The following is a 25525-nucleotide window of genomic DNA, read 5'->3' on the forward strand; positions in this document are numbered from 1 at the left end:
CTGCTCGCAGCACGGCGCGGACGGCACTGAACCTCATCCATGCATCGCGTACTTCCAGAGAAATTCATGCTGAAAGGAAACATACTCACGACCGATGGCTGGATCCACGGCACGGTCCGCTTCGAGAACGGCCGCGTGACGGCGCTCGAAGGACATATCGCCGATCCGCTCGCCAACGACGCGCCCTACATCCTGCCGGGCTTTATCGATCTGCACGTTCACGGCGGCGGCGGGCGCGACATCATGGAAGGCGGCGACGCGGCGGACACCGTTGCCCGCCAGCACGCGCAGCACGGCACGACGAGCCTGCTCGCCACCACGATGACCGCGCCGCGCGACGAACTCATGAGCGTCGTCGCGGGTCTCGGCGAACAGGCCAAACACCGCGCGGCGGGCGGCGCGCGCATGCTCGGCGTGCACCTGGAAGGTCCGTACATCAATCCCGGCAAGCTCGGCGCGCAGCCGGACGCGGCCGCCGTCGCGGTGCGCGACGAAGTGCTGAAGTATCTCGATCTCGCGCCGATCCGCGTCGTCACGATCGCGCCGGAAATCTCCGGTCATCTCGACATTATTTCGGACCTCGCGGCGCGCGGCGTGCGTGTGCAGCTCGGCCATTCGCTCGGCACATACGACGACGCCGTGAACGCGCTCAAGCACGGCGCGCGCGGCTTCACGCATCTGTTCAACGCAATGTCGCCGCTGCATCACCGTGACCCGGGCATGGTCGGCGCGGCGCTCGCGCATGCCGAATACGCGGAACTGATTCCTGATCTGCTGCACGTTCATCCGGGCGCGATTCGGGCTGCGATGCGCGCGATTCCGCGTCTCTACGTCGTGACCGACAGCACCTCGGCGGCCGGTATGCCCGACGGCGAATATCGCCTCGGCAGCCAGCACGTCACCAAATGCATGGGCGGCGTGCGCCTCGCGGACGGCACGCTCGCCGGCAGCACCCTGACGATGGATCAGGCGCTGCGCAATCTCGTCTCGCTGGGCATTCCGCTCGCGGACGTCTCGAATCGCCTGTCGCGTTTCCCCGCCGACTATCTCGGACTCGAAGACCGCGGCCGCATCGCGCGCGGCGCTTGGGCCGATCTCGTCGTGCTCGACCGGGAGCACGCGCTGACCGCCACGTACGTCGAAGGAGAATCAATTGTCGAATATGCTTAATGAGGCGCTCGAGTCCGCCGACGTCGTCGCGGCTCAGCTCGCCGATACCTCGCGCATCGAAGAACTCGCGGAAAAGCTCAAGGAACAGCCGCGCAATGTCGCGCTCACGGTCGCGCGTGGCAGTTCCGACCACGCCGCCAGTTATTTCGCAAGCCTGACGATGAGCCGCATCGGCGTGCCGGTCGCATCGCTGCCGATGTCCGTCGCGACGTTGCAGCAGGCGCCGCTGCGTGTCTCGGGCCAACTGGCCGTCGCGTTCTCGCAGTCGGGCAAGAGCCCCGATCTCGTCGGCACCATGCAGGCGCTGCGCGACGCGGGGGCGTTCACCGTCGCGGCCGTCAACGTCTCCGGTTCGCCGCTCGAAAGCGCGTGCGAATACTTCCTGCCGCTGCTCGCCGGTCCCGAACTGTCGGTTGCCGCGACCAAGAGCTATATCGCGATGCTGTCGCTTTCCGCGATCGTGATCGCGCACGTTCAGCGCGACGTCGAATTGCTGAAGGCGCTCGATTCGCTGCCCGAGAAGCTGCGCGCCGCCGGCAAGCTCGACTGGACGCGCGCCGTCGACGAACTGAAGAGCGTCGATCGCATGATCGTGATCGGGCGCGGCCTCGGCCTCGCCATCGCGCAGGAAGCCGCGCTCAAGCTGAAGGAAACGTCGGGCATTCAGGCCGAAGCGTTTTCCAGCGCGGAAGTGCGTCACGGTCCGATGGAGATCATCGACCGCGACTATCCGCTGCTCGTGTTCGCGCCGCGCGGGCCGGAGCAGGCGGGTCTCATCCAGCTTGCCGCCGATATGCGTGCCCGCGGCGCGCGCGTGCTGCTCGCAGCCCCAGCCGACGTCGCCGAAGCCGAACTGCCGCTCGTCGCCACGGACCATCCCGCGCTCGATCCGATCGCCGCGATTCTTTCGTTCTACGTGATGGCCGCGGGTCTGGCCGCCGCGCGCGGGCGCAATCCCGACGCGCCGCGCCACCTGAACAAGGTCACCGAAACCCATTGAGTGAGATAGCCGATGCGCCGTGCCGAGGAGTCACTGTTGAACCATTCCATCGATAACCCGAACGACGTCGTGCTGCTCGCGCCGTTCACCGGTCCCGTCGTGCCGCTCGCCGACGTGCCGGATCCCGTGTTCGCCGAGGGCATGTTCGGCGACGGCATCGGCATCGATCCGCTCGATAACGTGCTCGTCTCGCCCTGCGACGGCACCATCACGCATCTGGCGCGCACGCATCACGCCGTGACGCTGCGCACGAAGGAAGGCGCCGAGATTCTCGTGCATATCGGCATCGACACGGTCGAGCTGGGCGGCAAGGGCTTCACGCCGAAGATCCAGCAAGGCGCGACGGTGCGCGCGGGCGAGCCGCTGATCGAGTTCGATGCGGATTTCGTCGCGCAGCACGCGCCGAGCCTCGTTTCGGTAATCGCGATCGCCAACGGCGATGCCTTCGATGTCATCGATCGCGCCGGCCGCGGCGTGCTGAAAGCGGGCTCGCGCCTGCTGGTTCTGCGCGCCAAGGACGGCGAGAAAGCCGAGACGGCGCGCGCGGGCGCGGTCGTTCTCGACGAAGCGCGCCGCAGCCTGACGCTCTCCCATGCGGGCGGCCTCCATGCGCGTCCGGCGGCGCGGGCACGCGAAGCTTCCCGCGGTTTCGACGCGAAGGTCGAAGTGCGCTACGAAGGCAAGAAGGCGCCGGTGGAAAGCGTCGTCGGCCTGCTCGGCCTCGGTGCGGGCGAGGGCGCGACCATCGAGCTCGTCGGCATCGGCGTGCAGGCGCAACAGGCGGTCGAAGCGGTTGCGGTGGAATTGCTGCGCGCGGCGCAAGGCGAAGTCGAAGAATCGCCCGCGCGCGAGAAGTCGCCCGCGCCGGTCGTGCAAGCCACGCGAACGGGCGAGCCGTTGCCGCCGAACACGCTCGCGGGCGTGTGCGCGGCGCCGGGCATCGCGATCGGCAAGCTGGTGCGCTGGGACGATCAGGAAATCGTGCCGCCGGAACAGGCGAGCGGCGCGTCGGCGGCGGAAAGCCGCGCGCTCGATAAAGCCATCGCCCAGGTCGATGCCGAACTCGGCGAAACCGTGCGTACCGCGTCGCAGCGCGGCGCGGTCGGCGAAGCGGGCATTTTCGCGGTGCATCGCGTGCTGCTCGAAGATCCGACGCTTCTCGACGCCGCGCGCGATCTCATCAGCCTCGGCAAGAGCGCGGGCTTCGCATGGCGCGAGGCGATCCGCGCGCAGATCGCGCTGCTCTCGAACGTGCAGGACGAACTGCTCGCCGAGCGCGCGGCCGATCTTCGCGACATCGAAAAGCGCGTGTTGCGCGCGCTCGGCCTCAACAACACGGCGGCGCTCGAGTTGCCTCAGGAAGCCGTGCTCGCCGCCACGGAATTCACGCCGTCGGATCTGTCGTCGCTCGACCGCACCCGCGTCACCGCGCTCGTGATGGCGCGCGGCGGCGCGACCTCGCACGCGGCGATCATCGCGCGGCAGATCGGCATTCCGGCGCTCGTCGCGATCGGCGATGCGCTGCACGCGATTCCCGAAGGCACGCAAGTCGTCGTCGATGCATCGGCGGGACGCATCGAGCATGCGCCGACCGCGCTCGACGTCGAGCGCGCACGCAACGAGCGCGAGCGGCTCGCGGGCGTGCGTGAAGCGAACCGCAAGCTGTCGCGCGAAGCGGCATCGACGAAGGATGGCCGCGCGATCGAAGTCGCCGCGAACATCGCGACGCTCGACGACGCCAAAGCCGCCGTCGAAAACGGCGCCGATGCGGTCGGCCTGTTGCGCACCGAACTGCTGTTCATTCATCGCCAGTCGGCGCCGACGGTCGCGGAGCACGCGCAAAGCTATCAGGGCATCGTCGATGCCTTGCAGGGCCGCACCGCGATCATCCGCACGCTCGATGTCGGCGCGGACAAGGAAGTCGATTATCTGACGCTGCCGCCCGAGGAAAATCCGGCGCTCGGGCTGCGCGGCATCCGGCTCGCGCAAGTGCGCCCCGATCTGCTCGATGACCAGTTGCGCGGCCTGCTCGCCGTGAAGCCGGCGGGCGCGCTGCGAATCCTGTTGCCGATGGTCACCGATTCCGGCGAACTGCAGCGCTTGCGTGCGCGCATCGACGAACTGGCGCGCGAAGCGGGCCGCACCGATCCGGTCGAAGTGGGCGTGATGATCGAAGTGCCGTCGGCGGCGCTGCTTGCCGACCAACTGGCGAAATACGCCGATTTCCTCTCGATCGGCACCAACGATCTCACGCAGTACACGCTCGCGATGGACCGTTGCCAGCCCGATCTCGCCGCGCAATCCGACGGCCTGCATCCGGCCGTGCTGCGTCTCATCAAGGCGGCGGTGCAGGGCGCGGAGAAGCACGGCAAGTGGGTCGGCGTGTGCGGCGCGCTCGGCGGCGATCCGGTCGCGGCGCCCTTGCTCATCGGACTCGGCGTGACGGAATTGTCGGTCGATCCGGTGTCGGTGCCCGGCATCAAGGCACGCGTGCGCAATCTCGATTACCAACTGTGCCGTCAGCGCGCCGAGGATTGCCTCGCGCTCGAATCGGCTCAGGCAGTAAGAGCGGCAAGCCGCGAAATCTGGCCGCAGGACTGAACGTCTTCCCTGCAGCCAGCTTCACGGATGCCTTTTCAGCAATCCCCGAAGCAGCAAAGACAAGACCTATATTTTTTGGAGAACCCGATGGACGCCAACCCGTTTGCAAAGATGCAGCGACTAGGCCGCGCGCTGATGCTGCCGATCGCCGTACTACCGGTGGCCGGCCTGCTTTTGCGTCTCGGCCAGCCCGATGTCTTCAACATCAAGATGATCGCCGACGCCGGCGACGCGATCTTCACCAATCTGCCGCTCTTGTTCGCGATCGGCGTGGCGGTGGGCTTCGCGAAGGACAACAACGGCACGGCGGGTCTCGCCGGCGCGATCGGCTACCTCATCGAAGTGGCCGTGATGAAGGACATCAACGACAAGCTCAACATGGGCGTGCTGTCGGGGATCATCGCCGGTATGGTGGCCGGCTATCTGTATAACCGATACAAGGACATCAAGCTGCCCGAGTATCTGGCATTCTTCGGCGGCAAGCGCTTCGTGCCGATCGTGACAGGCGTCGCGTGTCTGGTGCTCGGCATCGTCTTCGGCTACATCTGGCAGCCGGTGCAGGCGGCCATCGACGGCGCGGGCAACTGGCTGACGACCGCCGGCGCGCTCGGCACCTTCGTGTTCGGCGTGCTGAACCGCATCCTGCTGGTTACGGGTCTGCATCACATCATCAACTCGCTCGCGTGGTTCGTGTTCGGCTCGTTCACGCCGCCCGACGGCGGCGCGATCGTGCACGGCGACCTGCATCGCTTCTTCGCGGGCGACAAGACGGCGGGCGGCTTCATGACGGGCTTCTTCCCGGTGATGATGTTCGGTCTCCCGGCCGCGTGCCTCGCGATGTTCCATGAAGCGCCGAAGGAGCGCCGCGCGATCGTCGGCGGCCTGCTGTTCTCCATGGCCCTGACCGCATTCCTGACGGGCGTGACCGAGCCGATCGAATACTCGTTCATGTTCCTGGCTCCGGTGCTCTACGGCATCCACGCAGTGCTGACGGGCCTGTCGCTCGCCATCTGCTCGGCGCTCGGCATCCATCTGGGCTTCACGTTCTCGGCGGGCGCGATCGACTACGTGCTGAACTACGGTCTGTCGCAGCGCGGCTGGCTGGCGCTCGTGGTCGGTGCGGTGTACTTCGTCATCTATTACGGCCTGTTCCGCTTCTTTATCCGCAAGTTCAACATGGCGACACCGGGCCGCGAGCCGGCCACGACCGACGCCGAAACCGACGTGGCCCAAACCGTCGATGGCGGCCTGATTCCGCCCGTGCCCGGCGCGGCAGCAGCCGTGTCGAACACGCGCGCTGCGAAGTACGTCGCGGCGCTCGGCGGCGCATCGAATCTGACGCTCGTCGATGCCTGCACGACGCGTCTGCGTCTGTCGGTCGTGGATTCGGAGAAGGTGTCGGAGCCGCAGTTGAAGAGCATCGGCGCGCGCGGCGTGTTGAAGCGCGGCGCGACCAACGTCCAGGTGATCATCGGGCCGGAAGCCGATCTGATCGCCGATGAAATCCGCAGCGAACTCGAACATTCGTCGACGCGCGGCGCAACGCCCGCATCGTCGACGCCGGCGCAACCGGTCGCGGCAGCGGTGAGCGGCGACCAGACGCCCGGCCCGCTCGATCCGGACCCGTTCCGCTGGCTCGCGGTGTTCGGCGGCGCGACCAACGTGGTATCGCTCGACGCGGTTGCGCAGACGCGCCTGCGCGTGGTCGTGCGCGATCCGTCGTCGGTGGATCGTCAGCGTTTGTCGTCGCTGGATGTGGCGTGGGTGTCGGCGGATACGTTCCACATCGTCGTGGGCGCGGCGGCGCAGCGCTATGCGGCGCAACTGTCCACGCGCTTGTCCGGCAACGGCGGCGGCGCTGCACCGATGCCTGCCTGAAGCGGTAATCGAAGCTCGATAACAAACGGCGCCCGCGGGCGCCGTTTGTGTTTTCAGCGAAGTGCCAAAGAAAAAGCCCGCCGTCTCGTCGACGGCGGGCTTTGCAATTTCTGCAATGGCACAGTCAATTGTTACGCGTAGTCATGCAACGCCGAGCGCATCTTCTTCATCGCGCTCGCCTCGATCTGGCGAATGCGCTCCGCCGAGACGCCGAACTCGTCAGCCAGTTCATGCAGCGTCTTGCCGCCCGAGCCGTCGTCCTGCACGTCGAGCCAGCGCGCCTTGATGATGCGGCGGCTGCGTTCGTCGAGCGATTCGAGTGCATCGGCGAGGCCGTCGCTTTGCAGCCTGTCGTGCTGCCGCGCGGCGATGACGTTAGTCGGCTCGTTGTGCGAGTCGGCCAGATAGGCGATGGGCGCGTACGCTTCCTCGCCATCCTCGACCTGGCCTTCGAGCGCGATATCGCCGCCCGACAAGCGCGTTTCCATCTCCGCGACTTCCTCGCGCTTTACGTTCAGCTCGCTCGCGAGACCTTCGATCTCGTCCGGCGTGAACGCCGAATGGCTGGTCTTGTGGCTGCGCAGATTGAAGAACAGCTTGCGCTGCGCCTTGGTCGTCGCGACCTTCACCATGCGCCAGTTGCGCAGGATGTACTCGTGAATCTCGGCCTTGATCCAGTGCATCGCATACGACACCAGGCGCACGTTTTGCTCTGGGTCGAAGCGCTTCACCGCTTTCATCAGACCGATGTTGCCTTCCTGGATCAGGTCGGCGTGCGGCAAGCCGTAACCGAGATAGTTACGGGCGATCGACACGACGAGGCGCAGGTGCGAAAGCACCAGCTGGCGCGCGGCGTTCAGGTTGCCCTGCTCGCGGAATTCGGTGGCGTACTGTCGTTCCTCCGCCTGCGAAAGCATCGGAATACGGTTCACTGCTTGTATGTATGAATCGATGTTGCCGATCTGGCCGGTCAGCATCGACGACTGTGCGTACGTCAGCGCGCCTGCCGAAGATGCCTTGGCAGGTGCCGAGCTCACAACATTCGGAAGGGTCATCGCATTGGTCACGCTCATAAGCTCCTTATCAACAATTCACGTGCCGCTTAACGACCGCGGCAAGTCAGACACGATATTAGCACTCCAGTCCATCGAGTGCTAAGTGTTAGAGCAGAGGGGAATGTGGGAGTTCCCACAAAAACTATCGAATTTGCGGGTTCAATAGGACGGACTGTTGCGCGAGCAGCGGAAGAAACTACCGGAGGCTGAAACGTTTTCGCATGATTTACCTTACTTGCCCACTGTCGCGATCAGAAATTCTACGAACGGGGGCGCGCTGATGCGATTTCTGCAAATGTTTTAAAACGTCACTAGAATCGCCAAGCGACAGCAATTTACGAAACACACCCGCTATCCGAGCAAATTGGGGTGCAAATGCATAAAAACAAGAGTTCGTGGCCCCGCCCGCTAGTGCGCGTGGCGGTTTGTACTGCATTGGGTCTCGCGTCGGCGGCGGCTCATGCCGACCGATTCGGTGTCCAGATCGCCGGCGGCGTCGCCGACCACGACATCAAGAAGGCCGATCTCGGCCTGTCCTGGGATCCGGGCCTCACCTGGTGGGAGATCGGCGGTTTTCACTTCACGCTCATCGGCGAAGGTCACGTGTCCTACTGGCACACGACCGAGGACAACGCCGTGCATCCGAACATATGGGAATTCGGCATTACGCCAGTGCTGCGCTTCGTGAAGAGCTCGGGCTACTTCCGGCCGTTCATCGAGGCGGGCGTCGGCGTGCGGCTGCTCTCGCACACGCGCATCACCGAGGATTTCAGCGTCGGGTCGGCGTTCCAGTTCGCGGACATGGTGGGCGTCGGCATGATCTTCGGGTCGAAGCAGAGCTATCAAGCGGGATTTCGCTTTCAGCATCTGTCGAACGGCGGTATCAAAGAGCCGAATCCTGGTATAAATTTCAGCCAGCTATATCTGCAATACAACTTCTGACGAGGCGCCGGCGCATCGGTTCCTCGACACAAGGGGAATCGACAGATGCCGGCAAAAACCATTGAGGCCATCCGCGGCCTCGAGCGCGATCGCTTCCGTGCCATGGTCGAGGGCGACGGCCCGGCGCTGGACGCGCTGCTGGCCGAGAACGTCAGCTACGTCCACACGAACGGCAAGCGGGAGACGAAGCGCCAGTTCATCGACGCGATCACCGCGGGCCGCCGCCGCTATCGGCAGATCGAAATTCAGTCGCAGGATGTGCTGCCCGCCGGCCGCGATACGTGCCTCGTGTCCGGCCGTGCGCTGATCGAGATGGAATCGAAGAACGGCGCGCTGCTGTTTCCGATCGCCTACACCGCCGTCCATGTGCAGACCGAAGGCCAATGGCAGCTGCTCGCCCTGCAGGCGACGCGCGTGGCGCTCGAATAGCCACGCGCGCCGCCCATCACGCTTCCACGGCTTCGTCTTGCCGCAGGTTGTCCACGACGCGCCCGGAGCGGTTGACCGCGCTCACGACGGCATCGGCGACCGCGAGCGCCGGATTCGCATGCACCGCGACGCCGAAGCGCGTCGGCCCGTCTCCGACACGACAGCCGACGAACGCCGCCGTGTCGCCGTTCGCCGTCACGGACGTCTCGAACCAGTTCACGCTCGCGTCCACGCCGAGCGCGGCGGCGACCGCCTGCGCGTGAGCGTCGCCGCTCGTCGCAGCCACTACGGCCGGTAATGCGACGCGCCTTTCGAATACCGTAAGCGTCGAAACGTCGATGCGCGATACCGGCCCGCCCGCATCGAAATACTCGCGCTTGAAGAGCTCGCAGATCGCTTCGCCGCTGATTTCCGCGCCGGATGCATCGGTGACTTTCTGGACGGCGTGGCTGAATTCGATCTGCACGCGGCGCGGCGGCGTGAAGCCGAGACCGCGTTCGAGCAGATACGTCGAACCGCCCTTTCCGGACTGGCTGTTCACGCGGATCACGGCGTCGTAGCTGCGGCCGAGATCGGCCGGATCGATCGGCAGATAGGGCACTTCCCACACCGTGCCCGGCACGCGCTGCGCGAAGCCCTTGCGGATCGCGTCCTGATGCGAACCCGAAAACGCCGTGAACACGAGATCGCCCGCGTACGGATGGCGTGGATGCACCGGAATCTGATTGCAGCGCTCGACGACGCGGCGCACGGCGTCGATATCGGAAAAATCGAGGCCCGGATCGACGCCTTGCGTGTAGAGATTCATCGCGAGCGTCACGAGATCGACATTGCCGGTGCGCTCGCCGTTGCCGAAGAGGCAGCCTTCGATGCGATCCGCGCCAGCCAGCAACGCCATTTCCGCCGCCGCGACGGCCGTGCCGCGATCGTTATGCGGATGCACCGACAGCACGATGCTGTCGCGAAAGCCCATGTTGCGGTCCATCCACTCGATCTGATCGGCGAAGACGTTGGGCGTTGCCGCTTCGACGGTCGCGGGCAGATTCACGATCATTTTGTGATCGGGCGTCGGACGCCACATTTGCGCGACGGCATCGCAGACTTCGCGCGCGAACGACAGCTCCGTCATGCTGAAGGTTTCGGGCGAGTACTGATAGATCCAGTGCGTGTCCGGCCGCGCCGCCGCGCATTCCTTGATGATGCGCGTGCCTTCGACCGCCAGCGCCTTCACTTCGTCCTTCGACTGGTTGAACACGATCTTGCGGAACGACGGCGCGATCGCGTTATAGAGATGCACGATCACCTTGCTCGCACCTTCCACCGCTTCGAACGTGCGCTCGATCAGTTCGCGGCGCGACTGCACGAGCACTTCGATGGTCACGTCGTCCGGAATGCGCTTTTCGTCGATCAGCTTGCGCACGAAGTCGAAATCCGTCTGCGATGCCGACGGGAAGCCCACCTCGATTTCCTTGAACCCGATTTTCACCAGCATCTCGAAGAACTCGAGCTTCGCTGCGATGCTCATCGGCTCGATGAGCGACTGGTTGCCGTCGCGCAGATCGGTGCTCATCCAGACGGGCGCTTTTTCGATCGTGCGGTTCGGCCAGCGGCGGCCATTCAGACGGACTTGCGGAAACGGACGGTATTTCTCGGCGGGGTTCGGCATCATGATCGTCGATCTCTCTTCGGACGGTTTGCGTAGCGTCTGCGAGAGAGGCCGTGTCCGGCGGCTGGCCGGGCGTGGCGGCATGCACGTAAGACCGGGCGGCGCGCGCGTTCACACGAATCACCGGCGATGGTGACGCCTGCGACCAACGTGAACGTGCGCGAAGCAGCGTGCATGTGACCCTCGCGTTTCCGTTTCGCGGGATGCGCGAACGAAAAGCTGACGACTACAGGTTGGTAAGAAAAGGTACTGCGGGAAACTTCTGGAGGACCGCGCGACTTGCGAACGCACGGCGCTACGTCTGGCGACTTACGCTAGACGTAGCGATAGGGGCCGCGCTAGGCGGCCCGAAATAATTCGGAGGGAGGAAAACTGAGTCAAGCGCATGCGTTCGACTTTAAACCAGCGTTGAATAGTGTGTCAAACGGGATTTTCCTGACCGGCGACCGGCTTGCGCACCACATTGGCGATGACTTCAACCTGGCGCGCGACCGCGGGCGGCACCGGCACATCGCCGCGCAGCACGGATTCGATCCAGCGCGCGGTGGTCGCGGCGTCGAGCGTCTCGGGCAGCTCGACACGCGGGGCGTCCGGCTGCGAATGCTCGGGCGCGATCAGCGTTTCGGCGTGGCCGTCGTGAAACCAGTCGACCTGCACCTGGCGGCGCGTGTCCGCGACGGCTTCGCCTTCCGTGCCGCGCGCGAGCAGTGCGCCGCCCGCCGCCGCGTCCGGATGCGCGGTGAAAAGCCCGGTGAGACTCTCGCGATATTCGGGATGCGTGTAGTTGACGAGCCGCAGGCCCGGGTCCGCGAACGGTTGAAGGATCTTCACGAGCGTATGTGTCGAATTGCGCACGCCCATGCGGCGTCTGAGCGCGAGCAATCGCGCGAGCTTCGGCGCGAGCACGGTGATCGGCGCGAAGGAGAGGCGGCGCGAGGCGAGGCTGTCTTCGATTTCATCGTGCGAAGCCGCGTGCGCGATGCCCAGTTCCGCGAAGATTTCGGCGCTCGTCACGCGGCCGGGATCGCCGGTGACACCGTGCACCAGGACCGGTACGCCTTCGCGCGCGAGCAGCAGCGACAGGAGCGGCACGAGATTGGGCGTCTTGCGTGCGCCGTTGTAGCTCGGGATCGAGACGGGCCGTGCGTGCTCGCGGCCATCCTGGACATGCAGCGGCTCGAACGAGCGATGCGCGGCGGAAAGCATCGCGGCAAGCTCGGCGGCGGTTTCGCCCTTGACGCGATAGGCCAGCAGCACCGCGCCCAGTTCGAGTTCGGGCACGCGATCGTCGAGCATCGCTTCGTAGAGCGCGTAAGTATCCTCGTGCGAAAGTGCGCGCGCGCCATTCGGCCCGCGGCCGATTTCCTTGATGTAGCGTGCGCAGGCGAAAGTGGGGGAAGCGGAGTCGGTCATCGGAGAGGTGCGCGATCGGGCGCTCAATTCCGTAATCTGAGCGATGCCGTTGCGCTTTTTAAGGTGCAGGAATGCTATTGAGTACCGCATTTGAGGAGCGCTGGCAAGGTTTGCCCATCGAACGTTTCGCGCGCTTTTCCGCCGATGCTTACTAAAACCACCGCGCCAGCCGCCGCTCCGAAGGCCGGTCGAAAGCTCGCAGAGCCAAGCCCGACAAGCTTCGCCACGATTTGTGCGCGCACGTTACACTCCTTGTTCTCGCCGGCCGTGAACGCCGACGCATTCGTCCGGAAATCTGCAAATCAAAACAGCATCAGGAGAGCGGGATGAGTTATGTGTTTCCTCCGGCGCCGGCAGCAGCCGTGCCCGTCGATGGTTCGAACGAACAGTTTCCCGTGCGCCGCATCTACTGCGTCGGGCGAAACTACGAAGCCCATGCGCGCGAAATGGGCCACGATCCGGATCGCGAGCCGCCGTTCTTCTTCAGCAAGCCCGCCGATGCCGTGCTGAACGTTGCGCCGGGCTCGACGGCGGAATTCCCGTATCCGTCGCAGACGAAGAATCTGCACTTCGAGATGGAACTCGTCGCCGCGATCGGCAAGCAGGGCAAGGACATCCCCGCCGATAAGGCGCTGGATTACGTCTACGGCTACGCGCTCGGGCTCGACATGACGCGCCGTGACCTGCAAGCCGAAGCGAAGAAGCTCGGCCGTCCGTGGGACACGGCGAAGGGTTTCGACCGCTCCGCGCCGATCGGCCCGATTCATCCCGTATCGAAGGTCGGGCATCTGGAAAAGAGCGCGATCTGGCTGACGGTCAACGGCGAGGAAAAGCAGCGCTCGGACATCTCGCAACTGATCTGGTCGGTCGGCGAGACGGTCGCGTATCTGTCGACGCTCTTCGAACTCTTCCCCGGCGATCTCATCTTCACCGGCACGCCCGAAGGCGTCGGCGCGGTCGTGAAGGGGGACGTGCTGAAGGGCGGCGTCGACGGCATCGGCGAATTCTCCGTGCGCGTCGTCTGAGTCCGCGACCATGAAGCTCTACAGCTATTTCCGCAGCTCGGCGGCGTATCGCGTGCGTATCGCGCTGAATCTGAAGGGGCTCGATTACGAGTACGAGGGCGTGCATTTGCTGCGCGACGGCGGCCAGCAGTTAAAGCCCGAATATCGCGCGGTGAATCCGGACGGCATTGTGCCGGCGCTCGTCGATGGCGACGACGTTCTCACGCAGTCGCTCGCGATCATCGAGTATCTCGAGGAGACGCATCCCGAGCCGGCGCTCCTGCCGAAGAATCCGTCCGATCGCGCCTTCGTGCGTTCGGTCGCGATGCAGGTCGCGTGCGAGATTCATCCGCTCGACAATTTGCGCGTGCTCAAGTACCTGAAGCATCAGGTGAAGGTGCCGGATGACGTGAAGGACGCGTGGTATCGGCATTGGGTCGAGATGGGTTTCACGTCGCTCGAAACGCGGCTGGCCGCCGACAGGCGCGTCGGCGCGCTCACGTTCGGCGACACGCCGACCGTTGCCGATCTGTGCATCGTGCCGCAGGTGTTCAACGCGCGGCGCTTCGGCATCGACGTGAGCGCTTATCCGACGATTTCGCGCATCGCCGATCACGCCAGCACGATCGACGCCTTCGCGCGGGCCGCTCCCGCGCAGCAACCGGACGCCGAATGACGGCGGATTTCCCGAGCTTTCTGTCGGGGGCGGGATTGGGCGCGAGCCTGATCGTCGCGATCGGCGCGCAGAACGCCTTCGTGTTGCGGCAGGGTTTGAAGCGACGTCACGTAGGAATCGTCGTGTCGATCTGCGCGTTCATCGACGTGATGTTGATCGGGCTCGGCGTCGGCGGCATGGGGGCGCTCATTTCGCGTGCGCCCGTCCTGCTCGACGTGATCCGCTGGGCCGGCGCGATCTTCGTGTTCCTGTACGGATTGCGCGCGTTCATCGCGGCGTGGCGCGGGCCGGGGCATCTGGACGCATCGGATGGCGATTCGCAGACGGCGGTGGGCGCGGCATCCACGGTGCTCGCCTTGTCGCTGCTCAATCCGCACGTTTATCTCGATACCGTCGTGCTGCTCGGCGGCATCGGCGCGCAACGCGGCTGGCCGGGCGACGCGTGGTTCGCGGCCGGCGCGATGTCTTCGTCGATCGTCTGGTTCACGGCGCTCGGCTACGGCGCGCGTCTTCTGGAACCGTGGTTCGAGAAAGACGTGTCGTGGCGCGTGCTCGATGTGATCGTCGGCTGCGTGATGTGGTGGATCGCGGCTTCCTTGCTCTTCGCGCGATAAAAAAGAGCGCCACGCGGGCGCTCGTTTCACGTTCAGCCGAGCAACGCGTCGGCGAATTCTTCGGCGCTGAACGGCTGCAAGTCCTCGACTTTCTCTCCCACGCCGATGAAATACACCGGCACCGGCCGCTGACGCGCGATGGCCGCGAGAATGCCGCCCTTCGCGGTGCCGTCGAGTTTCGTGACGACGAGGCCGGTGAGACCGAGCGCGTCGTCGAACGCCTTGACCTGCGCGAGCGCGTTCTGACCCGTGTTCGCGTCGATGACGAGCAGCACTTCGTGCGGCGCATCGGGCATTGCCTTCGCGATCACGCGGCGCACCTTGCGCAGCTCTTCCATCAGATGCAATTGCGTCGGCAGACGTCCGGCGGTGTCGGCCATCATCACGTCGATCTTGCGTGCGCGCGCCGCGCCGACCGCGTCGTAGATCACGGCGGCGGCGTCGCCGCTTTCCTGCGCGATCACCGTCACGTTGTTGCGCTCGCCCCAGACCGTCAGCTGTTCGCGCGCGGCGGCGCGGAACGTGTCGCCGGCGGCGAGCATCACCGACTGATTGAAGCGCTGCAAATGCTTCGCCAGCTTGCCGATGCTCGTCGTCTTGCCGACGCCGTTCACGCCCGCGATCATGATGACGAGCGGTTGCGCGCGTCCGAGCATCAGCGATTTCTCGAGCGGGCGCAGCAGATCGACGAGCAGTTCGCGCAGCGCCTTCTTGACCTGCGAGGCGTCCGTCAGGCGTTCCGCGCGCACCTTCTCGCGCAGTGATTCGAGCAGGAATTCCGTTGCATCGACGCCGGCGTCGGACATGAGCAGCGCGGTTTCGAGCTCTTCGTAGAGATCCTCGTCGATCTTCGCGCTGACGAAAATCCCCGTCAGATTCGAGCTCGTCTTCGAAAGACCGTGCCGCAGACGCGAGATCCACGATTTTTTCGCGGCCGCATCGAGCGTCGGTGGCGGCACGACTTCCTCGCTCGCCTGATCCGTCTCTGGGCCGCGCGCCCATTGCGATTGCGTGCGCCCTTGCCAGTATTCCTTCGATTCCTCCGAGGGCGGTGCGGCGGGCGGCGTGGGCGCAGCGGGAGCGACGGGTTCCGCGGGCGCCGGTTCCTCCGGCTGCACTTCCTCCGACGGCGTTTCGGCGGAAAGCGCCTGACGTTCCAGCTCGGCGTCGGAGATTTCTTCGTCTTCGGCCGCCTCGACGGATTCGTCCTGAGGCGCGTCGAGCGGCGCATCAGCCGGCTTTTTGAATTTCTTGAAGAAGCTGAACATGGATGTGTGACGATGATGCGCGCGTGATCCGATGGCCCTGTGCGCGCTTTCGAGTCGTTTTTGCGCGAGGCCCGCGCGATGGGATGGAAGCGGCATATTTTATCAGGCGCTGCCGTGCGCGCCCGTGCGGCTCCCGTCATGGCGTGCGTGTGGTAACGTTGGCTTTCATTGCTCGCGCCATCCGATCTCAAGCAAAAACACGCCCGGCGCGCCCGACTCCCACCTTCCTTTTATGCCTCGCTCGTCCGCTACCCGCTCCGCCCTGACCAGCCACACGCCATCGCGCGGCGGCAAACCGCACACGATCCGCATCATCGGCGGAGACTGGAAGCGCACGCCGCTGCCCGTGCTCGATCTCGATGGCCTTCGGCCCACGCCGGATCGCGTGCGTGAGACCCTCTTCAACTGGCTCGGCCAGGATCTCTCCGGACAGCGTTGTCTCGACATGTTCGCCGGTAGCGGCGCGCTCGGTTTCGAAGCCGCGTCGCGCGGCGCGGCGCGCGTGCTGATGATCGAACGAAGCGCGAAGGCGGCCGCTCAGATCCGCGCAAATCAAGCCAAGCTCGGCGCGCGCAACATCGAGATCGCGGAGGCCGATGCGCTGCGGCTCGTCGCGAGCCTCGCGCCCGGTTCGTTCGACGTGATCTTTCTCGATCCGCCTTTCGGCGATCACGCGTTGCTATTGCGGGCGCTCGAGCTGACGGCGCCGCTCGCTTCGCCCGATGGCGCGATTTACGTCGAATGCGGCGATGCGCTGGACATGTCCGGCATCGATGCGCTCGCCGGCTGGAGCGTCGTGCGCGAGGGCAAGGCGGGCGCCGTCCGCTATCATTTGCTGCGCCGCGAAAATGAGGAATAATGCGCGTTCCCGATTTCGACGCAGCCGATTTCGCGGGAAACGAGGCAGAGCTGGTCGTCGCAGCCACGCGGCCCAGTGTAAATAGAAGAGGAGAAGCTCATGGTTGTCGCCGTGTATCCGGGTACGTTCGACCCGCTCACCCGCGGGCATGAAGACATCGTGCGGCGCGCATCGAGCATTTTCGATCAGCTCGTCGTGGGCGTCGCGGACAGCCGCGCGAAGAAGCCGTTTTTCTCGCTGCAGGAACGGCTCGATATCGCGCACGAGGTCCTCGGGCATTATCCGAACGTGCAGGTGAGCAGTTTCACCGGGCTATTGAAGGATTTCGTGCGTAAGAACAACGCGCGCGTGATCGTGCGCGGATTGCGCGCCGTCTCCGATTTCGAGTATGAATTCCAGATGGCCGGGATGAACCGCTATCTGCTGCCCGATGTCGAGACGATGTTCATGACGCCGTCCGATCAATATCAGTTCATCTCCGGCACCATCGTGCGCGAGATCGCGCAGCTTGGCGGCGACGTGAGCAAGTTCGTGTTCCCGTCGGTGGAAAAGCGGTTGATGGACAAGGTCGGCGAGCAGACGCAGAAAGATCCGGCGGCGCCTTGAGACGCCGGGCCCGCGCACTTATCTGCGAAGGTGCGCGGGTTTATGCCGGAAGCCATCCGGCAAGAAGAGAGTGAAGCATGTCCCTGATCATTACCGACGAGTGCATCAACTGCGACGTTTGCGAGCCCGAGTGCCCGAACGACGCAATTTCGATGGGTCCCGAGATTTACGTCATCGACCCGAACAAATGCACGGAATGCGTCGGCCATTTCGACGAGCCGCAGTGCCAGCAAGTGTGCCCGGTGGAATGCATTCCGCGCGATCCGGCGCACGCCGAATCGCCCGAACAGTTGATGGCCAAGTACCACGCGCTGATGGCCGCGAAGGGCAATTCCTAAGCGACGATCTCCGTCAATGCAGCGACGAGCGCATCGCATTCGGCCGGCGTGCCGATGGAAATGCGCAGATGCTGATCGATGCGCGGCAGTTTGAAGTGGCGCACGAAAATTTCCTTCGACTTTAGCGCCGCGGCGAGCGTCGCGGCATCGTGCGCGGGATGTTTCGCGAAGACGAAGTTGGTTGCGGACGGAACGACATCGAATCCAAGCGTCTGTAGCTGCGCGCTCAACTTCTCGCGGCTCGCGATCACCTTCGCGCAACCTTCCTCGAACCACGCCTGATCTTCGTACGACGCGATTGCCGCGACTTGCGCGAGGCGGTCGAGCGGATACGAATTGAAGCTGTCCTTCACGCGCGTGAGCGCCTCGATGAGCGCCGGATCGCCGAACGCAAAGCCGACGCGCATACCCGCCAGCGAACGTGCTTTCGACGTCGTCTGCACGACGAGCAGGTTCGGATGGGCGTCGATCAGATTCACGGCCGATTCCGCGCCGAAGTCCACATACGCTTCATCGATGATGACGGGTGCATCCGGATTCGCCTTCAGCAGCACTTCGATTTCCGACAGCGGCAGGGCGCGGCCCGTGGGCGCATTCGGATTCGGCAGCAGCACGCCGCCGCATGGCGCGCGGTAATCGTCGACATCGATGGCGAAATCGGCGTTCAGCGGCACGGTCTCGTATTCGACGCCGTAAAGCTGCGCGTACACGGGATAAAAGCTGTAGGTTATGTCGGGAAAGCGGATCGGCTTGTCGTGCTTGAGCAGCGCCTGGAACGCGTGCGCGAGCACTTCGTCCGAACCGTTGCCCGCGAAAACCTGCTCGATGCGCAATCCGTGATGGTTCGCGACGGCCTCGCGCAATGCACGCGCGGTCGGATCCGGATATTTGCGCAGCGACGCGCCGTCCGCGCCGAGCTCGTGGCGGATTGCATCGACGACGCGCGGCGACGGCGGATACGGATTCTCGTTGGTGTTCAGCTTGACGGGATGCGCCAGCGCGGGCTGCTCGCCCGGCACATACGGCGTCAGACGATGGACGATATCGCTCCAGAAACGGCTCACTGTCGGCTCCAAATCAAGAATTGCGGTGCAGGTTCATCATCGCACGCTCGGTTTCGCCTGCGACGACGAACGGCATCACGGCGAGCGCGCGCTCGATCGACTGATCGATCACGTCCTGTTCCTCGCGGCGCGGCGGCTTGAGGACGAAGTTCGCGACATCGGGTTTCGCGCCCACGCGCGCGCCTTCGGGAATCAGATCACGCGGATGCCCGATCCCGATGCGCAGCCGCCAGTACTGCTGCGACGAAAGATGCGCGGAGATGTCCTTGAGGCCGTTGTGTCCGCCGCTGCCGCCGCCGAGCTTCATCTTGACGGTGCCGGGCGGAAGATCGAGTTCGTCGTGCGCGACGAGAATTTCGTCGGGGAGAATCTTGAAGAACTGCGCGAGCGCAACGACCGATTGCCCTGAGCGATTCATGAACGTCTGCGGTTCGAGCAGATGCACTTCGTGGCCGTGCAGACGTCCCTTGCCGTAGAAACCGTGGAAACGGCGCTCTTCGCGCAACGTGGCGCCGGCGTCGCGTGCGAACTGGTCGACGAACCAGAAGCCCGCGTTATGCCGCGTCGCCGTGTATTCGGCGCCCGGATTGCCCAGGCCGACGATCAGCTTGATCATGTCGAGTCTTGTAGAACGAAAAAAAACCCGCCGGGGCTTGCGCGCCGGCGGGTCACGTCGACCGTTCTTGCGAACGGATCGAGAGGATAGCGATATTCCGCGTGCTTACTCGGCTGCCGGCTTGTCGCCTTCAGCTTCGCCAGTCCCTTCCGACACGACGGCAGCCGGAATGGTCGCCGAAGCCACCACCGGATTTTCCGCCTCGACGGAGATCGTCAGGCTCACGCCCTTCGGCAGCGGGATGTCCTTCGCGTGCATCGTCTGGCCGGCTTCGATCTTCGCCAGATCGATTTCCAGGAACTCAGGCAGGTCTGCCGGCAGGCATTCCACTTCCAGTTCCGTCACGACGTGCGAGATCACCGCGCCCGACAGCTTCACGGCCGGGTTGGTTTCCTGGTTCATGAAATGCAGCGGCACCTTGGTGTGCAGCTTCTTCTTCGCGTCGACGCGCTGGAAGTCCACGTGCAGCACGAGCTGCTTGAACGGGTGGTATTGCACGTCGCGCAGCAGAACTTGTTGCGACTTGCCGGCCACTTCCAGGTCGAGAATCGACGAGTGGAAAACTTCTTTCTTCAGGGCGTGCCACAGGGCGTTGTGGTCGAGTTCGACCAGTTGAACGTCCGTTTCACCGCCGTACACGATACCCGGGGTCTTGCCCGAGTTACGCAGGCGGCGGCTCGCACCCGTACCTTGCTTGCTACGCTCGAAAGCGACGACTTTCATATTCGACTCCTATATCTGCCCGCGACCAGGCAGGGAAACCGGGATCATCGAAAACGTGTGATCCCACAACAAGCGACGCGAACCTTCGTCCGTTCGCGCCGATCATGCAAAAACGCGAAGCCTCTGCTTCGCGTTCCTTGCTCGATTCTGATTAACCTTCGGCGAAGAGCGACATCACCGAGTCGCCGCGCCGGATTCGGGAGAACGTCTCCGCGAGCAAACCCGCGCTCGACAGCGGACGGATCTTCGCGCACGCGAGCGATTCGGCCGAAAGGGGAATCGTGTCCGTGACGACGAGTTCGTCCAGCTCCGACGCCGTGATGCGCGCCGCCGCGCCGCCCGACAGAACGGGGTGCGTCGCGTATGCGAAAACCTGTTTCGCGCCACGATCCTTCAATACTTGCGCGGCCTTGCACAGCGTGCCGGCGGTGTCGACCATGTCATCCATGATGACGCAGGTGCGGCCTTCCACTTCACCGATGATGTTCATCACTTCAGCGACATTCGCCTTCGGACGGCGCTTGTCGATGATCGCGAGGTCCGTGTTCAACTGCTTGGCGAGCGCACGCGCGCGCACCACGCCGCCGACGTCCGGCGACACGACCAGCAGATGGTCATGGTTCTGCTTGCGCAGATCGCCGAGAAGAACGGGTGTTGCGTAGATGTTGTCGACGGGGATGTCGAAGAAGCCTTGAATCTGGTCGGCGTGAAGGTCCATGGTGATCACGCGATCGACGCCGGCAATTTCCAGCATGTTCGCGACGACCTTCGCCGAGATGGCCACTCGCGCGGAACGCGGACGGCGGTCCTGGCGCGCATAGCCGAAGTAGGGGATGGCTGCGGTGATCCGGCCTGCGGATGCGCGCTTGAGCGCATCGACCATGATCATCAGTTCCATCAGGTTGTCGTTCGTGGGAGCGCAGGTGGACTGCAGAACGAATACGTCTTTGCCCCGAACGTTTTCCTGAATCTCGACCATGATCTCGCCGTCTGAGAAGCGGCTGACCATCGCTTTGCCGAGAGGAATACCAAGGATTTTGACGACTTCCTGTGCAAGCGCGGGATTAGCGTTGCCAGTAAAAACCATCAGGCCGTCACTGCTCATCGTGCACCTGTCTGCGGCTGGAGGCGAGAGGAAAAACGCGAGAAAAGGAATGGCAGGGGAGGAAGGACTCGAACCCTCGCATGCCGGAATCAAAATCCGGTGCCTTGACCAACTTGGCGACTCCCCTACACAACTCTGAGTCTCGCCGGGAAGTGTAGGACATACCCGGCAAAACGAAACCTATGACGCGAAAGCGAAGAGAGGATGAGAATCCAGACTTGCCGTTACCACACTCTTCCAGCTTGCCGGCAATTTGGCTTGCGCCATTTCTGCTTCGGCTCGGCTGGCGAAAGCGGCAAACACGCTTGCTCCAGATCCGGTCATTCGCGCCGGTGCGAGATTGGAAAACCACTCGAGCACCTTTGCAACTTCCGCGTACTTTCCTGCAACCACAGCCTGCATGTCGTTTCGACCGAAGCTGTCTGGCCAGTTTGTGTCTGACCTTTGCTGTGCAAGAAAGTCCATCATTGTGACGACTTTCGTATCCCGTGTCAAGCTTTTTTCGGAGAAAATCGCCGCGGTGGGGACGTGAGCATCAGGCGTTACTACGAGGAAGAAACGTTTCGGCAGATCGACTGCCTGGAGCGCCTCACCTACACCTTCTGCGAAAGCATTTTGCCCGAAGACAAAAAACGGCACGTCCGCGCCGAGTTGCAGGCCGAGATTCTGCAGAATCTCACGCGAAAGATCAACACCCCAGAGACGATTTAACGCTAAAAGAGTTGTCGCCGCGTCGGAACTGCCTCCGCCGAGGCCCGCACCCATTGGCAAACGCTTGTCGATCTCGATCTCCGCGCCGAACTTCGTCCGCGTGTGATGCTGGAGCAAACGTGCGGCCCGCACGACGAGATCGTGTTCTTCGGGCACGCCCGGCACGTCGGTCTTGCGCATGATGACGCCGTCGTCGCGACGCCTGAAGTGCAGATGGTCGCCCCAGTCGAGCAACTGGAAAACGGTCTGCAGCGAATGGTAGCCATCCGGACGGCGGCCCGTGATGTGCAGGAAAAGATTCAGCTTCGCTGGCGCGAGGCAGTCACGAAGCGTTTCGTTCGATGAGGACATGCGTGATGCTTTGAACCGAAAGCGGCTGAGTTATTGATCGAGCACGAGCTTGATGTCGAGCGGCGGTTCGCTGCGCGTGAGATTCACGCGCTTCACGCCGGTTCCCGGCGCGTCGGCATAGGCGAGATAGTCGATCGTCCATCCGTCCTGCTTGATTTCTTTCGGACGGCCGTTGTCCGCGCCCGGATCGAGCGTGGTCTGTGCACGCGAGCTAGGCGCGGCCGACGGCTGGAGCCAGTAGCGCAACCCTTCGACCGGCAGCGCGAAGCCGAGCGTGTTCTGCATGAGTTGAGATACGTTGTCGGCGCTGACGGGTTGCCGGTTCGGCAATTCGAGCGTCGCGAGCGAGGGCGATGAAGTCACGATCGCCATCGTCTGGCCGAGCGGATTGCGCAACTGCAGCGTGACGGTGTCGCCCGTCTCCTGCCAGTCGAAATTGCCGTAGGCGTTGCGCGGCGTGCCGTTCTGGTCGTTGTACTGCACGGCGAAGCGTCCGTGATACATGCGGCTCGTCTGCGTCGCGAGCGACGTGGATGCGTTCGTCGTCGTGGGAACGCGCGGTTCCAGCGCGCAACCGGACATTACCAGCGCGGCGGCCGCCGCGATGCCGAGCGCGCCACGTCGAAGCGATGCGCCGGCGAATGAATCGAATGCGATCAAAGGTCGTTCACCTGAAGTCGTTTCAGCGTTTTGACGAGCGTGTCGTTGTCAGGTTCGAGCTTCTGCGCTTGCCGCCATGTGGCGCGCGCCTGATCCTGCTGCCCTGACTTCCACTGCACCTCGCCCAGATGCGCGCCGATTTCGGCGTTCGGCTGAAGGTTGTAGGCGTTCTTGAGGATCTTCTCCGCCTCGGCCGCATTGCCCTGACGGAAGCGCGCCCAGCCGAGACTATCCATGATGAACGCGTCGTTCGGGGCGAGCGAAACCGCTCGTTCGATCAGCTTCACCGCTTCGTCGAGCCGCTGATTGCGATCGACGAGCGAATAGCCGAGCGCGTTGTACGCTTGCGGGTTGTTCGGCTGCGTCCGCATCAAAGTGCGAAGCTGCGTTTCCATGACGTCGTAGTGACCGTTCTTCTCGGCGGCCATTGCGTAGTCGTACGTCAGATCGGGATCGTCGGGGAACGCGGCGACCGCCTTCGCGAGATTCGCCTCCGCTTCCTTGTAGCGATGCGCCTCGAAAAGAATCGCCGAATCGGTGCGTGCGAGCAGCGCCAGATCGCGCGGATCCGAGCTTTGCAGATTGCCGATCAGCGCGCGTGCATCGTCGACCTTGCCTTGCTTCGCGAGCAGTTGCGCGCGCGTGATCTGCGCAGGCAAATACTGCTGGCTCGTGCGCGGAATCTTGTCGAGCCACTGGCTCGCGGCGTCGTCGTTCTTTTGTTCCAGCGCCAGTTGCGCGAGATAGATATAGGCCTGACCAGGATCCGCGCCCGGCGTGTTTTCCGCCGCCTTCGCGTATTGGTTCAAGAAGTCCTGCGCCTTGTCGAACTGCTTTTTCTGGATGTTGATGAGCGCGAGCGCCATCAACGGCGTCAGGTCCTTCGGGTCGTTCTTGCGCATGATCTCGAACTGCTTCTGCGCGTCGTCGAGCCTGTCGGCGGACAGATACAACTGCGCGAGCGCGAGCCGCGCGTCATGCGATTTCGGATTCTTGTCGACGTATTTCTCGAACGACGCGATGCCTTCCTTGCGCTCTTCCGGGCCCATGCGCGCAAGCGTCAGCGCGGCGGGCAGGTAGTCCGGCTTGAGTTGCAACGCCTTTTCGAGCGATGCCTTCGCGCCCGGCGGATCATCCGCGACGAGCTGCTGACGTGCGAGCGCGAGTTGCGCTTCGGGCCGGTTCTGATCGTTTTGCGTCAGGTCCTTGAGCACGTTCAGGCCACCGACACGATTCGGCCCGCGCGCGAGTAAGGTCTGAAGAGAAAGTATGGCGTCGCCGCGCTGGTCCGGCGCCACCTTCGCGAGTTCGCGTTCGAGCGTCGGCTTCGCGTCTTCGGGCTTGCCGCCGACGATTAGCAGCGATGCGCTCAACTGCGCCGCGCGATCGGAATGCGGCGCGAACTGCTGCCAGAGCTGCGCCGACGTGAGCGCGTCGTTCGGGCTTTGCGCGGCGATCGCGATTTCAGTCGCGCGCTGCGCGAAACGCGGATCGTGCGTGTCGCGGGCCAGCGCGAGATAGGTCTGGAATGCGGGCGCGGGCTGGCCGCGCTGCAATGCGACTTCGGCCGCCAGAACCTGGAACACGATCTGGCTCGACATTGTCACATTCGGCAGATCCTGTGTCTCCGCGCCGCTGACGGGCGCGGTCAGCAGATCGGCGGCGTTTTGCGCGTCGGCCTGATCGTCGGCGCTCGGAACGGGCGTGGCGTTCTGCGCCTGGGCGTGCGCGGGCGCGAACGCGAGCGCGGCCATCGCGAGCGCAACGGCGCCGGCGATTCGCGACATTGGCATGGCGAACGAATGCGTCGAACTGGACTGACGCTTCGCAAACAGCTTCATGACGAACGAGTTCATGGAAATCCAGACGATGTTTCAGTCGATTGTAACGCGGTCGCTAAAATACCGGCACAAACGCCAGAGCAAGTCTCTCTCCAGAAAAATGCCCGAACTGCCGGAAGTCGAAGTCACTCGCCGCGGAATCGAACCCTATGTCGCCGGACGGCGCGTCGAGCACGTCGACGTGCGTACGCCCGCGCTGCGCTGGCCCATCCCGAAGCATCTTCCGAAGACGCTCGGCCATCTGAAAATCGACAAAGTAGAGCGGCGCGGGAAGTATCTGCTGTTCGAAACCGTCGAAGGCTGGCTGATCGTCCATCTCGGCATGACCGGCACGCTGCGGGTGCTGCGGCATGTGCCGCAGCCGCCCGAGGCGGCGAAGCACGATCACGTCGATATCGTGTTCGACGATTTCATTCTCCGTTTTCGCGATCCGCGCCGATTCGGTGCGATTCTCTGGCATCCGCGCTCGGACGGCGACGTGCTCGATCATCCGCTGCTCGCGAGCCTCGGCGTCGAGCCGTTTTCGCCGGAGTTTTCGGGCGCGCTGCTGTTCCGCGAGACGCGCGGGCGCAAGGTGTCGGTGAAACAGGCGCTGCTCGCGGGCGGGATCGTGGTGGGCGTCGGCAATATCTATGCGTCGGAGAGCCTCTTTCGCGCGGGCATCCGGCCGACGACCGCCGCCGGGCGCATCTCTCTCGTGCGCTATGACCTGCTCGCGGACGCCGTGCGCGTGACGCTCGCCGCCGCCATCGACAAGGGCGGCAGCACGCTGCGCGATTTCGTCGGCAGCAACGGCGAGTCGGGCTACTTCCAGCTCGACTATTTCGTCTATGATCGCGCGGGCCTGCCGTGCCACGTCTGCGGCACGGCGATCAGGCAAATCGTCCAGGGACAGCGCTCGACGTACTTCTGCCCGCGCTGCCAACGCTAATATC

General features: G+C 64.0%; 24 protein-coding genes and 1 tRNA gene. 13 read left to right on the forward strand and 12 right to left on the reverse strand.

The features are described 5' to 3' along the window. Positions 1-66 precede the first annotated feature (66 nt). From nagA to nagE, 4 genes are all read left to right on the forward strand, one after another. The gene (gene nagA / locus QCE49_RS01005) at positions 67-1170 is read left to right on the forward strand and encodes an N-acetylglucosamine-6-phosphate deacetylase (RefSeq protein WP_008351739.1); all 1104 of its coding nucleotides are present in this window, start codon (positions 67-69) and stop codon (positions 1168-1170) included. Next, positions 1163-2170, forward strand: coding sequence for an SIS domain-containing protein (locus tag QCE49_RS01010; RefSeq protein WP_008351738.1), 1008 nt, complete (start codon positions 1163-1165; stop codon positions 2168-2170). Before nagA ends, QCE49_RS01010 begins: the two co-directional genes overlap by 8 nt. Before the next feature lie 12 nt (positions 2171-2182). After that, on the forward strand, positions 2183-4771 hold the full coding sequence (ptsP, locus tag QCE49_RS01015; RefSeq protein WP_008351737.1) for a phosphoenolpyruvate--protein phosphotransferase: 2589 nt from the start codon (positions 2183-2185) through the stop codon (positions 4769-4771). Positions 4772-4858: 87 nt separating this feature from the next. Beyond that, a complete protein-coding gene (nagE, locus tag QCE49_RS01020) occupies positions 4859-6649 on the forward strand; it encodes an N-acetylglucosamine-specific PTS transporter subunit IIBC (protein WP_034470518.1) in 1791 nt (596 codons plus the stop codon). A gap of 131 nt (positions 6650-6780) precedes the next feature. On the opposite strand, the gene rpoH is transcribed toward nagE, so the two are convergent. Then, positions 6781-7716 carry an RNA polymerase sigma factor RpoH gene (gene rpoH / locus QCE49_RS01025; protein ID WP_008351733.1) on the reverse strand — a complete coding sequence of 312 codons (936 nt, stop codon included), beginning with the start codon at positions 7714-7716 and terminating at the stop codon, positions 6781-6783. A gap of 363 nt (positions 7717-8079) precedes the next feature. Here rpoH and QCE49_RS01030 point away from each other — a divergent pair, with 363 nt between their 5' ends. Further along, entirely contained in the window at positions 8080-8646 is a 567-nt protein-coding gene (locus QCE49_RS01030; RefSeq protein ID WP_033536544.1) for an acyloxyacyl hydrolase, read from the forward strand. A 45-nt stretch (positions 8647-8691) separates the two neighbouring features. Beyond that, positions 8692-9075: a nuclear transport factor 2 family protein gene (locus QCE49_RS01035; RefSeq protein ID WP_008351729.1), complete on the forward strand. Its 384-nt coding sequence runs from the start codon at positions 8692-8694 to the stop codon at positions 9073-9075. A 16-nt stretch (positions 9076-9091) separates the two neighbouring features. Here the strand turns inward: QCE49_RS01035 and leuA are convergent, their stop codons facing one another. Together leuA and ybiB are read right to left on the reverse strand one after the other, a co-directional pair. Further along, positions 9092-10744, reverse strand: a complete 1653-nt coding sequence (gene leuA, locus QCE49_RS01040) for a 2-isopropylmalate synthase (RefSeq protein ID WP_008351725.1) — start codon at positions 10742-10744, stop codon at positions 9092-9094. Positions 10745-11161: 417 nt separating this feature from the next. Beyond that, positions 11162-12154: a DNA-binding protein YbiB gene (gene ybiB, locus QCE49_RS01045; protein ID WP_008351722.1), complete on the reverse strand. Its 993-nt coding sequence runs from the start codon at positions 12152-12154 to the stop codon at positions 11162-11164. 326 nt (positions 12155-12480) lie between these two features. Here ybiB and QCE49_RS01050 point away from each other — a divergent pair, with 326 nt between their 5' ends. From QCE49_RS01050 to QCE49_RS01060, 3 genes are read left to right on the forward strand one after another with little or no spacing between them, the layout of a single operon-like run. Beyond that, positions 12481-13179, forward strand: a complete 699-nt coding sequence (locus QCE49_RS01050; protein ID WP_008351720.1) for a fumarylacetoacetate hydrolase family protein — start codon at positions 12481-12483, stop codon at positions 13177-13179. A 10-nt stretch (positions 13180-13189) separates the two neighbouring features. Then, the gene (maiA, locus tag QCE49_RS01055; protein ID WP_008351718.1) at positions 13190-13834 is read left to right on the forward strand and encodes a maleylacetoacetate isomerase; all 645 of its coding nucleotides are present in this window, start codon (positions 13190-13192) and stop codon (positions 13832-13834) included. Beyond that, the gene (locus tag QCE49_RS01060) at positions 13831-14448 is read left to right on the forward strand and encodes a LysE/ArgO family amino acid transporter (protein WP_008351716.1); all 618 of its coding nucleotides are present in this window, start codon (positions 13831-13833) and stop codon (positions 14446-14448) included. The genes maiA and QCE49_RS01060 overlap by 4 nt, the downstream gene beginning before the upstream one ends. 32 nt (positions 14449-14480) lie before the next feature. Here the strand turns inward: QCE49_RS01060 and ftsY are convergent, their stop codons facing one another. Beyond that, positions 14481-15716 (reverse strand): signal recognition particle-docking protein FtsY, encoded by a 1236-nt coding sequence (ftsY, locus tag QCE49_RS01065; RefSeq protein ID WP_250456619.1) that lies wholly within the window; start codon positions 15714-15716, stop codon positions 14481-14483. 232 nt (positions 15717-15948) lie between these two features. Between ftsY and rsmD the strand changes: the two genes are divergently transcribed. The 3 genes from rsmD (at position 15949) to QCE49_RS01080 (ending at position 17519) form a co-directional block, all read left to right on the forward strand. Next, positions 15949-16575 (forward strand): 16S rRNA (guanine(966)-N(2))-methyltransferase RsmD, encoded by a 627-nt coding sequence (gene rsmD, locus QCE49_RS01070; protein WP_034470529.1) that lies wholly within the window; start codon positions 15949-15951, stop codon positions 16573-16575. A gap of 99 nt (positions 16576-16674) precedes the next feature. Further along, positions 16675-17181: a pantetheine-phosphate adenylyltransferase gene (gene coaD, locus QCE49_RS01075; RefSeq protein WP_008351711.1), complete on the forward strand. Its 507-nt coding sequence runs from the start codon at positions 16675-16677 to the stop codon at positions 17179-17181. Between the two features lie 77 nt (positions 17182-17258). Further along, complete coding sequence (locus tag QCE49_RS01080; RefSeq protein WP_008351708.1) at positions 17259-17519, forward strand: YfhL family 4Fe-4S dicluster ferredoxin; 261 nt, start codon at positions 17259-17261, stop codon at positions 17517-17519. Here QCE49_RS01080 and hisC read toward each other — a convergent pair. The 8 genes from hisC to QCE49_RS01120 all read right to left on the reverse strand — a co-directional run bounded on the left by hisC (position 17516) and on the right by QCE49_RS01120 (position 24605). After that, a complete protein-coding gene (gene hisC, locus QCE49_RS01085) occupies positions 17516-18583 on the reverse strand; it encodes a histidinol-phosphate transaminase (RefSeq protein WP_250456618.1) in 1068 nt (355 codons plus the stop codon). The two genes, QCE49_RS01080 and hisC, sit on opposite strands and share 4 nt — an antisense overlap. 13 nt (positions 18584-18596) lie before the next feature. Then, positions 18597-19199, reverse strand: a complete 603-nt coding sequence (gene pth, locus QCE49_RS01090) for an aminoacyl-tRNA hydrolase (protein WP_250456617.1) — start codon at positions 19197-19199, stop codon at positions 18597-18599. A gap of 105 nt (positions 19200-19304) precedes the next feature. After that, positions 19305-19922: a 50S ribosomal protein L25/general stress protein Ctc gene (locus tag QCE49_RS01095; RefSeq protein ID WP_034470532.1), complete on the reverse strand. Its 618-nt coding sequence runs from the start codon at positions 19920-19922 to the stop codon at positions 19305-19307. A gap of 151 nt (positions 19923-20073) precedes the next feature. Then, positions 20074-21027 (reverse strand): ribose-phosphate pyrophosphokinase, encoded by a 954-nt coding sequence (locus QCE49_RS01100; RefSeq protein WP_008351701.1) that lies wholly within the window; start codon positions 21025-21027, stop codon positions 20074-20076. A 50-nt stretch (positions 21028-21077) separates the two neighbouring features. Further along, positions 21078-21154 (reverse strand) — tRNA-Gln (locus QCE49_RS01105). Positions 21155-21207: 53 nt separating this feature from the next. Beyond that, the gene (gene ispE / locus QCE49_RS01110) at positions 21208-22089 is read right to left on the reverse strand and encodes a 4-(cytidine 5'-diphospho)-2-C-methyl-D-erythritol kinase (protein WP_008351699.1); all 882 of its coding nucleotides are present in this window, start codon (positions 22087-22089) and stop codon (positions 21208-21210) included. Between the two features lie 30 nt (positions 22090-22119). Continuing rightward, complete coding sequence (lolB, locus tag QCE49_RS01115; RefSeq protein ID WP_008351698.1) at positions 22120-22749, reverse strand: lipoprotein insertase outer membrane protein LolB; 630 nt, start codon at positions 22747-22749, stop codon at positions 22120-22122. Next, a complete protein-coding gene (locus QCE49_RS01120) occupies positions 22746-24605 on the reverse strand; it encodes a tetratricopeptide repeat protein (RefSeq protein ID WP_175979773.1) in 1860 nt (619 codons plus the stop codon). Before QCE49_RS01120 ends, lolB begins: the two co-directional genes overlap by 4 nt. An 85-nt stretch (positions 24606-24690) precedes the next feature. Between QCE49_RS01120 and mutM the strand changes: the two genes are divergently transcribed. After that, positions 24691-25521, forward strand: coding sequence for a bifunctional DNA-formamidopyrimidine glycosylase/DNA-(apurinic or apyrimidinic site) lyase (gene mutM, locus QCE49_RS01125; protein ID WP_250456616.1), 831 nt, complete (start codon positions 24691-24693; stop codon positions 25519-25521). Positions 25522-25525: the final 4 nt, after the last annotated feature.

The sequence above is a fragment of the Caballeronia sp. LZ008 genome (assembly GCF_031451435.1).
In the GTDB taxonomy this organism is placed as follows: domain Bacteria; phylum Pseudomonadota; class Gammaproteobacteria; order Burkholderiales; family Burkholderiaceae; genus Caballeronia; species Caballeronia zhejiangensis.

Excerpts from the sequence above, each read along its gene's own strand:
- QCE49_RS01080 (WP_008351708.1), top strand. The coding sequence starts at position 17,259 with ATGTCCCTGATCATTACCGACGAGTGCATCAACTGCGACGTTTGCGAG.
- maiA (WP_008351718.1), top strand. The coding sequence starts at position 13,190 with ATGAAGCTCTACAGCTATTTCCGCAGCTCGGCGGCGTATCGCGTGCGT.
- pth (WP_250456617.1), bottom strand. The coding sequence starts at position 19,199 with ATGATCAAGCTGATCGTCGGCCTGGGCAATCCGGGCGCCGAATACACG.
- rsmD (WP_034470529.1), top strand. The coding sequence starts at position 15,949 with ATGCCTCGCTCGTCCGCTACCCGCTCCGCCCTGACCAGCCACACGCCA.
- QCE49_RS01010 (WP_008351738.1), top strand. The coding sequence starts at position 1,163 with ATGCTTAATGAGGCGCTCGAGTCCGCCGACGTCGTCGCGGCTCAGCTC.
- QCE49_RS01035 (WP_008351729.1), top strand. The coding sequence starts at position 8,692 with ATGCCGGCAAAAACCATTGAGGCCATCCGCGGCCTCGAGCGCGATCGC.
- QCE49_RS01095 (WP_034470532.1), bottom strand. The coding sequence starts at position 19,922 with ATGAAAGTCGTCGCTTTCGAGCGTAGCAAGCAAGGTACGGGTGCGAGC.
- ptsP (WP_008351737.1), top strand. The coding sequence starts at position 2,183 with ATGCGCCGTGCCGAGGAGTCACTGTTGAACCATTCCATCGATAACCCG.
- QCE49_RS01060 (WP_008351716.1), top strand. The coding sequence starts at position 13,831 with ATGACGGCGGATTTCCCGAGCTTTCTGTCGGGGGCGGGATTGGGCGCG.
- QCE49_RS01030 (WP_033536544.1), top strand. The coding sequence starts at position 8,080 with ATGCATAAAAACAAGAGTTCGTGGCCCCGCCCGCTAGTGCGCGTGGCG.
- ybiB (WP_008351722.1), bottom strand. The coding sequence starts at position 12,154 with ATGACCGACTCCGCTTCCCCCACTTTCGCCTGCGCACGCTACATCAAG.
- leuA (WP_008351725.1), bottom strand. The coding sequence starts at position 10,744 with ATGATGCCGAACCCCGCCGAGAAATACCGTCCGTTTCCGCAAGTCCGT.
- QCE49_RS01100 (WP_008351701.1), bottom strand. The coding sequence starts at position 21,027 with ATGAGCAGTGACGGCCTGATGGTTTTTACTGGCAACGCTAATCCCGCG.
- ftsY (WP_250456619.1), bottom strand. The coding sequence starts at position 15,716 with ATGTTCAGCTTCTTCAAGAAATTCAAAAAGCCGGCTGATGCGCCGCTC.
- coaD (WP_008351711.1), top strand. The coding sequence starts at position 16,675 with ATGGTTGTCGCCGTGTATCCGGGTACGTTCGACCCGCTCACCCGCGGG.
- mutM (WP_250456616.1), top strand. The coding sequence starts at position 24,691 with ATGCCCGAACTGCCGGAAGTCGAAGTCACTCGCCGCGGAATCGAACCC.
- QCE49_RS01050 (WP_008351720.1), top strand. The coding sequence starts at position 12,481 with ATGAGTTATGTGTTTCCTCCGGCGCCGGCAGCAGCCGTGCCCGTCGAT.
- QCE49_RS01120 (WP_175979773.1), bottom strand. The coding sequence starts at position 24,605 with ATGAACTCGTTCGTCATGAAGCTGTTTGCGAAGCGTCAGTCCAGTTCG.
- nagA (WP_008351739.1), top strand. The coding sequence starts at position 67 with ATGCTGAAAGGAAACATACTCACGACCGATGGCTGGATCCACGGCACG.
- nagE (WP_034470518.1), top strand. The coding sequence starts at position 4,859 with ATGGACGCCAACCCGTTTGCAAAGATGCAGCGACTAGGCCGCGCGCTG.
- ispE (WP_008351699.1), bottom strand. The coding sequence starts at position 22,089 with ATGTCCTCATCGAACGAAACGCTTCGTGACTGCCTCGCGCCAGCGAAG.